8 protein-coding genes and 1 pseudogene are annotated in these 7,488 nt (G+C 68.8%); 8 read left to right on the forward strand and 1 reads right to left on the reverse strand.

Annotated features, from left to right (window positions below; all coding sequences use genetic code 11):
* The first annotated feature begins 1 nt into the window (after position 1).
* The 4 genes and pseudogenes from mnmE to APY03_RS43580 all read left to right on the forward strand — a co-directional run bounded on the left by mnmE (position 2) and on the right by APY03_RS43580 (position 3,016).
* Positions 2-1,408, forward strand: a complete 1,407-nt coding sequence (gene mnmE / locus APY03_RS10965) for a tRNA uridine-5-carboxymethylaminomethyl(34) synthesis GTPase MnmE (RefSeq protein ID WP_068676683.1) — start codon at positions 2-4, stop codon at positions 1,406-1,408.
* A gap of 90 nt (positions 1,409-1,498) precedes the next feature.
* Positions 1,499-1,966, forward strand: a complete 468-nt coding sequence (locus APY03_RS10970; protein ID WP_068676685.1) for a Crp/Fnr family transcriptional regulator — start codon at positions 1,499-1,501, stop codon at positions 1,964-1,966.
* Positions 1,967-2,047: 81 nt separating this feature from the next.
* Positions 2,048-2,119: pseudogene (locus APY03_RS45630) on the forward strand (zinc-ribbon domain-containing protein); the annotation flags it as partial.
* A 699-nt stretch (positions 2,120-2,818) separates the two neighbouring features.
* Entirely contained in the window at positions 2,819-3,016 is a 198-nt protein-coding gene (locus APY03_RS43580) for a hypothetical protein (protein ID WP_068676687.1), read from the forward strand.
* Between the two features lie 60 nt (positions 3,017-3,076).
* On the opposite strand, the gene APY03_RS10980 is transcribed toward APY03_RS43580, so the two are convergent.
* Positions 3,077-5,062, reverse strand: a complete 1,986-nt coding sequence (locus APY03_RS10980; protein WP_068676689.1) for a monovalent cation:proton antiporter family protein — start codon at positions 5,060-5,062, stop codon at positions 3,077-3,079.
* A 125-nt stretch (positions 5,063-5,187) separates the two neighbouring features.
* On the opposite strand from APY03_RS10980, the gene APY03_RS10985 reads away from it, so the two are divergent.
* The 4 genes from APY03_RS10985 to APY03_RS43585 form a co-directional block, all read left to right on the forward strand.
* Complete coding sequence (locus tag APY03_RS10985; RefSeq protein ID WP_068676691.1) at positions 5,188-6,189, forward strand: KpsF/GutQ family sugar-phosphate isomerase; 1,002 nt, start codon at positions 5,188-5,190, stop codon at positions 6,187-6,189.
* Positions 6,189-6,737, forward strand: a complete 549-nt coding sequence (locus tag APY03_RS10990; protein WP_068676693.1) for a KdsC family phosphatase — start codon at positions 6,189-6,191, stop codon at positions 6,735-6,737. Before APY03_RS10985 ends, APY03_RS10990 begins: the two co-directional genes overlap by 1 nt.
* Entirely contained in the window at positions 6,734-7,375 is a 642-nt protein-coding gene (gene lptC, locus APY03_RS10995; protein ID WP_068676695.1) for an LPS export ABC transporter periplasmic protein LptC, read from the forward strand. Before APY03_RS10990 ends, lptC begins: the two co-directional genes overlap by 4 nt.
* The coding region (locus tag APY03_RS43585; protein ID WP_232324228.1) for an SDR family NAD(P)-dependent oxidoreductase at positions 7,372-7,488 on the forward strand (117 nt) is incomplete at its 3' end. The genes lptC and APY03_RS43585, both read left to right, overlap by 4 nt.

The following is a 7,488-nucleotide window of genomic DNA, read 5'->3' on the forward strand; positions in this document are numbered from 1 at the left end:
CATGCTGGTGCGAACCAACGACCCCATCGTCGCCATCGCCACAGCGTCCGGCCGGGGCGCGGTAGGGATCGTGCGCGTGTCCGGCGCCCGGCTGGCGCCTCTGATCGCCGCGATCTGCGGGCGCAGCCTCAAGCCGCGCGAGGCCACTTACCTGCCCTTCCGCGATGCCCACGGCAGCGCCATCGATCATGGCCTGGCCATCCACTTTCCAGCGCCGCATTCCTACACTGGGGAAGACGTGCTCGAGCTGCAGGCGCACGGCGGCCCGGTGGTGCTGCAATTGCTGCTGGCCCGTTGCCTTGAGGCGGCCGCCGACGTCGACGTGAGCACCGGCCGGCCTTGCCTGGCCGACTTGCGCGTGGCCGAGCCGGGGGAGTTCAGCCAGCGCGCCTTCCTCAACGGCAAGATCGACTTGGCACAGGCCGAGGCGATCGCCGACCTCATCGACGCCAGCACCGAGGCGGCGGCCCGCAGCGCCGGGCGTTCGCTGTCGGGCGCCTTCTCGCAGGAGATCCACACGCTGCGCGATGCCTTGATCCATCTGCGTATGCTGGTCGAGGCGACTCTTGATTTCCCGGAGGAGGAGATCGACTTTCTCCAGAAGGCCGATGCCGCGGGCCAACTCGCCGCGCTCCAGGCGCAACTGGGCGCAGTCCAACTGCGCGCGCGACAGGGCGCACTGCTGCGCGAGGGAATCAAGGTCGTGATCGCCGGCCAGCCCAATGCGGGCAAGAGCTCGCTGCTCAATGCCCTGGCCGGCGCCGAACTCGCCATCGTGAGCCCGATCCCGGGCACTACGCGCGACGTCGTGTCGCAGACCATCCAGATCCAGGGCGTGCCTCTGCACGTGGTCGACACCGCCGGCTTGCGCGACAGCACCGACCTGGTGGAGCAGATCGGGGTGGCGCGCGCCTGGGGGCAGATCGAAGGCGCGGACGCCGTGCTGTTCGTACACGACCTGACGCGTTCGGGCGGGGCCGACTATGCGAAGGCCGATGCCGACATCCTGCGCCTGCTCGGCGAGAAGGTGGCCCCCGGCGTGCCGGTGCTCGATGTCTGGAGCAAGCAGGATGCAGCCCGGACGGCCGCGCCGGACACGGGGATCAGCCTGTCCGCGAAGACCGGCTTGGGCATCGAGACACTCCGGCAGCGCCTGCTGGAGGTGGCCGGATGGCAGGCGGTGCCGGAGGGGGTCTATCTGGCCCGGGCGCGGCATGTGCAGGCGCTGTCGCGCGTCGAGGCGCATCTGCTGCGGGCCGCCGAACATCTGGCGGCTGGCGCCGCGACACTGGAGCTGCTCGCGGAGGAGTTGCGTCTGGCGCAGAACGCGCTGAACGAAATCACCGGCGAGTTCGGTGCCGATGACCTGCTGGGTGTCATTTTTTCGCGATTCTGTATCGGAAAGTAGACGGAAAGAGTTAGAACTCGTGACTTGTGTCACTTGGATTTGCGACAATCATCCATACTGCGCTCCGGCACCCACAGCAGGTGAATCAACATGTCATCGAGCATTCAGGATCTTTGCCGCGCCGTCGCACAGAACACCAGCTACGACGCGTTCGTTCCGGCCTTCAATGCCCAGCAGTGGGAGACCTTTGCGGGCTACCTGCAGCCCTACGACCTCAATGCCGGGCAGGTGCTTATCGACCAGGGGGCCAACGACCGCACGCTCTTCTTCATCGAGCGAGGCGCGCTGAGCGTTCACCTCATCGGCAGCCAGGGGCAGATGCGGCTTGCCATCCTCAATCCCGGCTCCGTGGTGGGCGAAGGATCCTTCTTTTCCAGGCTGCCGCGTTCAGCGAACGTGGTGGCAACGGGCGCCGCGCGTGTCTGGCGGTTGACGGCCATCCGCTTCGCAGAGATGTCCAACCGCCAGCCCGCGCTGGCGCTGGAGCTCACGATGGCCTTGGGCGCGGTGATTGCGAAGAGAATGGTCAACAAGCCCAAGCGCGTGGCGGTGACCTGAGGGTCTCGGCCTGGCGAGTGCATTCGACTGCCATCTATCGCCTGCTTGGAAGATGGTGTGTACAAGTTGAGGGCTTCGAAGATGGGTGTGGAGTGCGCGTCCTGCGGGGCGAAAAACCGGGACGGCGCCAGGTTCTGCAGAAGTTGTGGCCATCGGCTGGCGCCAGCGCCACACGCCACCGACCCAGGGCCTGCCGAGGTGTGGCCGATCACGGAGCCTACGCCGCTGACCGAGCGGCCGGGAGCAAGATCTTCCGCCGCAGATGAAAAGACCGTGGTGATCAGCCGAGCGCCGGCTACGGCACCGCCGGTGCGTCGGCCTGCACCGGCCACTCCGCCGTCTGCGGTTCATGCCCCTGCTCCCGAGGCGGCATCGCAGCCCGTCGCGGCCCCCGCCCCCACTGCGCCGCGCCGATCTACGGCGCGATGGGGCCTCCTGGCCTTGCTGCTTGTCGTGCTCGCTGCGGGCGTCGGATTCGTGCAGAGCCGGCGCGATGCCGCGCCGCCTGCCGTTACCCAGATCCCTGCGACGGCGGCGCCGGTCGCCGTGGCGCCGCCTGCTCCCCTGCCCGAGGCAGCGCCAGCTGCCCCTACTCCAGCCGCTGCCCCTGCTCCTGATCCTGCTCCCGAGCCGGCGCCTCCACCGCCTCCTGTGCCGAATGCAGCAGTTGAAGAGCTCCCCCCTGCTCCGCCGCCGACCGCCAAGGTCGCGCCACCTGTCCCGCCCCCGCGGCGCGCGAAAGTCGAAGCTCCGGTGAGGCCTGCGATTGCCAGCGCGCCCAAGCCACGCAAGCCCGTACCAGCCGCGCCGGCCCCGGCCGCCCCCTCGGCGGCAGCGCCCCCGGCTATTGCCATGGCCCCAGTGCCTGTCGAACCGGTCGCTCCGCCCAACCCTGGCGTGGCATGCGCCGGCCAGGGCTTCTTCGGCCGCACCCGCTGCATGGTCGCGCAGTGCGCCAGGGCCGAATACAGGACCCACGCCCAGTGCGACGCGGTGCGGCGTCAGCAGCAGATCGACGAAGAAAAGCGCAATCCCAGCCTCGCCAACTGACAGGGCGGCCCGACCCCGCCATCCCCTCGCCGGTCATCTCCCGAAAGCACGGCGACGCGCTCAGCCCTTCTGCAGTTGCTCGATGGCCATGGCGAGAGCGCCGGGCCGGCCCGACAGGACCAGCGTGTCGCCGTCCGCCAGCATGACATCGTCGCCGACCGTCTCCGCCTTGCCGTTGCGGCGGCGCAGGCTCGCCACCCGCACGCCCACCGCTTCCAGCGCGCGCTGGTCCAGCGGCCGGCCCACCGCCCGGGCGTCGGCCGTGAGGGTGAAGGTGTTGAGGCGCTCATGATCGTGCTCGTCGGCGTTGTCATCGTCGGCGCCATGGAAGTAGCCGCGCAGCAGGTTGTAGCGCGCGTCCCGCTGGTCCTGCACCACGCGGATCACCCGCCGCATCGGCACGCCGACGAGCGCCAGAGCGTGGCTGGCCAGCATCAGCGAGGCTTCGATCGCCTCCGGAACCACCTCCGTGGCGCCGGCGGCCTGCAGCTTCTCCAGCTCGCGGTCGTCCTTCGTGCGCACGATTACCGGTACCTGCGGCGCATGCGCCCGCGTGTTGGCCAGCACCTTCAGCGCGCCGGCGGTGTCGAGATAGGTCACGACCACCGCACTGGCGCGCGCCAGGCCGGCCGCCATCAGCGCCTGCAGCCGCGCAGCATCCCCGAACACCACGGAGTCGCCGGCCGCGGCTGCCTGGTGCACGCGGTCGGGGTCCAGGTCCAGCGCCAGGTAGGGGATGCCCTCGCGCTCCAGCATGCGCGCGAGGTTCTGCCCGCAGCGCCCGTAGCCGCAGATGATCACGTGCTGGGCGGTGTTGATGGTCTTGCGCGCGATCGAGGTCATCTGCAGCGACTGCTGCAGCCAATCGCTGGCCACCAGCCTGCGCACGATGCGGTCGCTGTACATGACGATGAAGGGCGTCGCAAGCATCGACAGCACCATCGAGGCGAGCACCGGGTTCGCCAGCCACGCCGGCAGCAGGTCCCGGCCCTGCGCGAGAGTCAGCAGCACGAAGCCGAACTCTCCCGCCTGCGCCAAGTACAGCCCGGTGCGCAGCGACACGCCGGCCGTTGCTCCGAGCAGGCGCGCCAACAGCGTGACAAGCACCAGCTTGAAGGTCAGAGGCAGCAGCAGCAATATGCCCACCAGCGCCCAGCGCTCGACCACGATGTGCCAGTCGAGCGACATCCCGATCGAAATGAAGAAGAGCCCCAGCAGCAGGTCGTGGAAGGGGCGGATGTCGGTCTCCACCTGGTGCTTGAACTCGGTCTCCGAGACCAGCATCCCGGCCACGAAGGCACCGAGTGCCAGGCTCAGCCCTGCGAGTTCCGTCAGCCAGGCCAGCCCGAGCGTGACCAGCAGCAGGTTGAGCATGAAGAGCTCTTCGCTGCGCCGGCGCGCAACCAGGGTGAGCCACCAGCGCATCACCCGCGGCCCGCCGTAGAGGAGCACGGCCACCAGGAAGCTGGCCTTCAGCCAGGCGATGGCCAGCGCCTTCAGCATCGCCTCCGGCGGCGCACCCAGCGCCGGGATCAGCACCAGCAGCGGCACCACGGCCAGGTCCTGGAACAGCAGTACGCCCATGACCCGCTTGCCGTGCTCGCTCTCGAGTTCGAGGCGCTCGGCCATCAGCTTCACGACGATCGCTGTGCTGCTCATGGTGAGCGCGCCGGAGAGCGCCAGCGCTGTCTGCCAGCCCAGCTGCCAGGCCGGCGGGAGCCACGAAGCGATCAGCAGACCGCCGAGAGTCGCGATCGCCATGGTCAGCATGACCTGCAGCAGTCCCAGGCCGAACACATGCTTGCGCATGGCGCGCAGCTTGGGCAGGCTGAACTCCAGCCCGATCACGAACATCAGGAAGACGACGCCGAATTCCCCCAGGTGCCGGATGCCCTCGGCGTCCTCGGCCAGGGACAGCGCATGCGGCCCGATGAGCACGCCCGCCCCAAGGTAGCCCAGCATCGGCGGCAACCGGAGGAAGCGGCAGGCGACCACGCCGATCACTGCGGCAAGCAGATACATCAGCGTGAGATCGAAGGAGGACATGGGCCGATGCTACTGAATGGAATCACCGTCGCGGCTGCATTAATTGAGGACCTTCGACTTCGGCTGCGGTGCGAGCCCCTTCGGGCGGCCGGGCGGGGCTCATGCGCGGCCGATAAAATCCCGCGATGCGCTCCAGCCCAGATCCGGCCCTTGAGGCCTCCGCCGACGCGATGCTCGCGCGGGCCCGCACCACCTTCGACATCGAAGCCGCGGCCGTTCTCGGCCTCAAGGAGCGCATCGGCGCGAGCTTCGTGCAGGCTGTGCAGAAGATCCTGGAGGTGCGCGGCCGCGTGGTCGTCATGGGCATGGGCAAGAGCGGCCATGTCGGCCGCAAGATCGCGGCCACGCTCGCATCCACTGGCACGCCCGCGATGTTCGTGCATCCGGCCGAGGCCAGCCATGGTGATCTCGGCATGATCAAACCCGTCGACCTGGTGCTCGCCATCTCCAACAGTGGCGAGGTCGACGAACTCACGGTCATCCTGCCGGTCGTCAAGCGGCAGGGCGTGCCGTTGATCGCCATCACCGGCCGCGGCGACTCCACGCTCGCGCGCCATGCCGACATCGTGCTCGACAGCGGTGTCGAGAAAGAGGCCTGTCCGCTCAACCTCGCGCCTACCGCCAGCACCACTGCGCAGATGGCCATGGGCGATGCACTGGCGGTGGCGCTGCTCGATGCACGTGGCTTCGGCACCGAGGACTTCGCGCGCTCCCATCCGGGTGGCGCGCTGGGCCGCAAGCTGCTCACGCATGTCGGCGACGTCATGCGTTCCGGTGACGCGGTGCCGCGGGTGGGACCCGACGCCAGCTTCAGTGAGCTGATGCGCGAGATGAGTTCCAAAGGCCTGGGCGCCACGGCGATCGTCGATCGCGAAGGCCGTGCGATCGGCATCTTCACCGACGGCGACCTGCGCCGCCAGATCGAGACCGGTGCGGACCTGCGCGCCCTGACTGCGGTCGACGCGATGCACGCCGGCCCGCGCACGCTGCGCGTCGATGCGCTGGCGGCGGAGGCGGCCGAGCTGATGGAGCAGCACAGGATCACCAGCGTGCTGGTGACCGACGCGGCGGGCGTGTTGATCGGCGCGCTCAGCATCAACGACCTGATGCGCGCGAAAGTCATCTGATGACGCTCGCATTCAAGGCGGAGACCTTGCTCGCCGCCCAGGACATCCGGGTCGCCTTCTTCGATGTCGACGGCGTGCTGACGGATGGCGGTGTCTATTTCAGCGAGCAGGGCGAGACCCTCAAGCGCTTCAGCATCCTCGATGGCTATGGCCTCAAGCTGCTGCGCCTGGCGGGCATCGCACCGGCGGTGATCACGGGCCGGGACTCTAAGCCGTTGCGCCTGCGGCTGCAGGCCCTGGGCATAGAGCATGTGCGCTACGGCACCGAGGACAAGCTGCCGGCCGCGCAAGCCATCCTCGCGCTGCTCGGCCTGGAATGGACGCAGGCCGCCGCCATCGGCGACGATTGGCCGGATCTGCCCGTGCTCACGCGCGTCGCCTTTGCCGCGGCGCCCGCCAACGCGCATGTCGAAGTTCGTGCGGTTGCTCACCATGTGACCTCGGCCCGCGGCGGCGAGGGCGCGGCGCGCGAATTCTGCGATCTGCTGCTCACGGCCGGCGGCCACTACCGTCGCCTGTTGGACATTGCGCGAGGCCCCGCTGCATGAGGGCGAAGGCGGCCTGGAACCTGCTGCGCGACGCCTTGGACAGGGTGACGATCTACCTGCCGATCATCCTGACGGCCATGCTCGCGCTGGGCACCTACTGGCTGGTGCGCAACGCGCCGAAGCTGCTCGAGCCCATGCCCAAGGAGGTCCCGAAGCATGAGCCCGACTATTTCATGCGCGACTTCGTGATCAAGAACTTCCTGCCCAGCGGCGAGCTGCGCAGCGAGCTGTTCGGCACCGAGGGCCGGCACTATCCGGACACCGACACGATGGAGGTCGACCAGGTGCGCGTGCGCTCCGTGTCGCCCGAGGGACTGACCACGCGCGCCACTGCCAATCGTGGCCTGTCGAATGCCGATGGCAGCGAGATCCAGCTCTTCGGCAACGCCATCGTGGTGCGGGAAGCCGCCACCACAGCGGACGGCAAGCTCGTGCCCCGGCTGGAGTTCCGCGGCGAGTTCCTGCACGCCTTCCTCGATACGGAGCGGGTCAGGTCGCACAAGCCGGTCACGCTGATCCGCGGCTCCGACCGGTTCACCGCCGATTCGATGGACTACGACAACCTCACGGGGGTGGCAAACCTGCAGGGTCGCGTGCGGGGCCTGCTCATGCCTTCCGCCCCCGGGGTCAAGCGTTGAAGCCGCTGGCCTTCATCACCGGCGCTTCGAGCGGAATCGGCCAGGCGCTGGCGGCGCGCTTCCACGAGGCAGGCTACAGGCTGGCGCTGGTGGCGCGGCGGGCCGCCGAGATC

This window comes from Variovorax sp. WDL1 (assembly GCF_001541225.1).
Lineage (GTDB): Bacteria > Pseudomonadota > Gammaproteobacteria > Burkholderiales > Burkholderiaceae_C > Variovorax.

What these genes read in the sequence shown, in the direction of transcription:
- mnmE (WP_068676683.1), top strand. Translation starts at nt 2, where the DNA reads ATGCTGGTGCGAACCAACGACCCCATCGTCGCCATCGCCACAGCGTCC.
- APY03_RS10970 (WP_068676685.1), top strand. Translation starts at nt 1,499, where the DNA reads ATGTCATCGAGCATTCAGGATCTTTGCCGCGCCGTCGCACAGAACACC.
- APY03_RS43580 (WP_068676687.1), top strand. Translation starts at nt 2,819, where the DNA reads ATGGCCCCAGTGCCTGTCGAACCGGTCGCTCCGCCCAACCCTGGCGTG.
- APY03_RS10980 (WP_068676689.1), bottom strand. Translation starts at nt 5,062, where the DNA reads ATGTCCTCCTTCGATCTCACGCTGATGTATCTGCTTGCCGCAGTGATC.
- APY03_RS10985 (WP_068676691.1), top strand. Translation starts at nt 5,188, where the DNA reads ATGCGCTCCAGCCCAGATCCGGCCCTTGAGGCCTCCGCCGACGCGATG.
- APY03_RS10990 (WP_068676693.1), top strand. Translation starts at nt 6,189, where the DNA reads ATGACGCTCGCATTCAAGGCGGAGACCTTGCTCGCCGCCCAGGACATC.
- lptC (WP_068676695.1), top strand. Translation starts at nt 6,734, where the DNA reads ATGAGGGCGAAGGCGGCCTGGAACCTGCTGCGCGACGCCTTGGACAGG.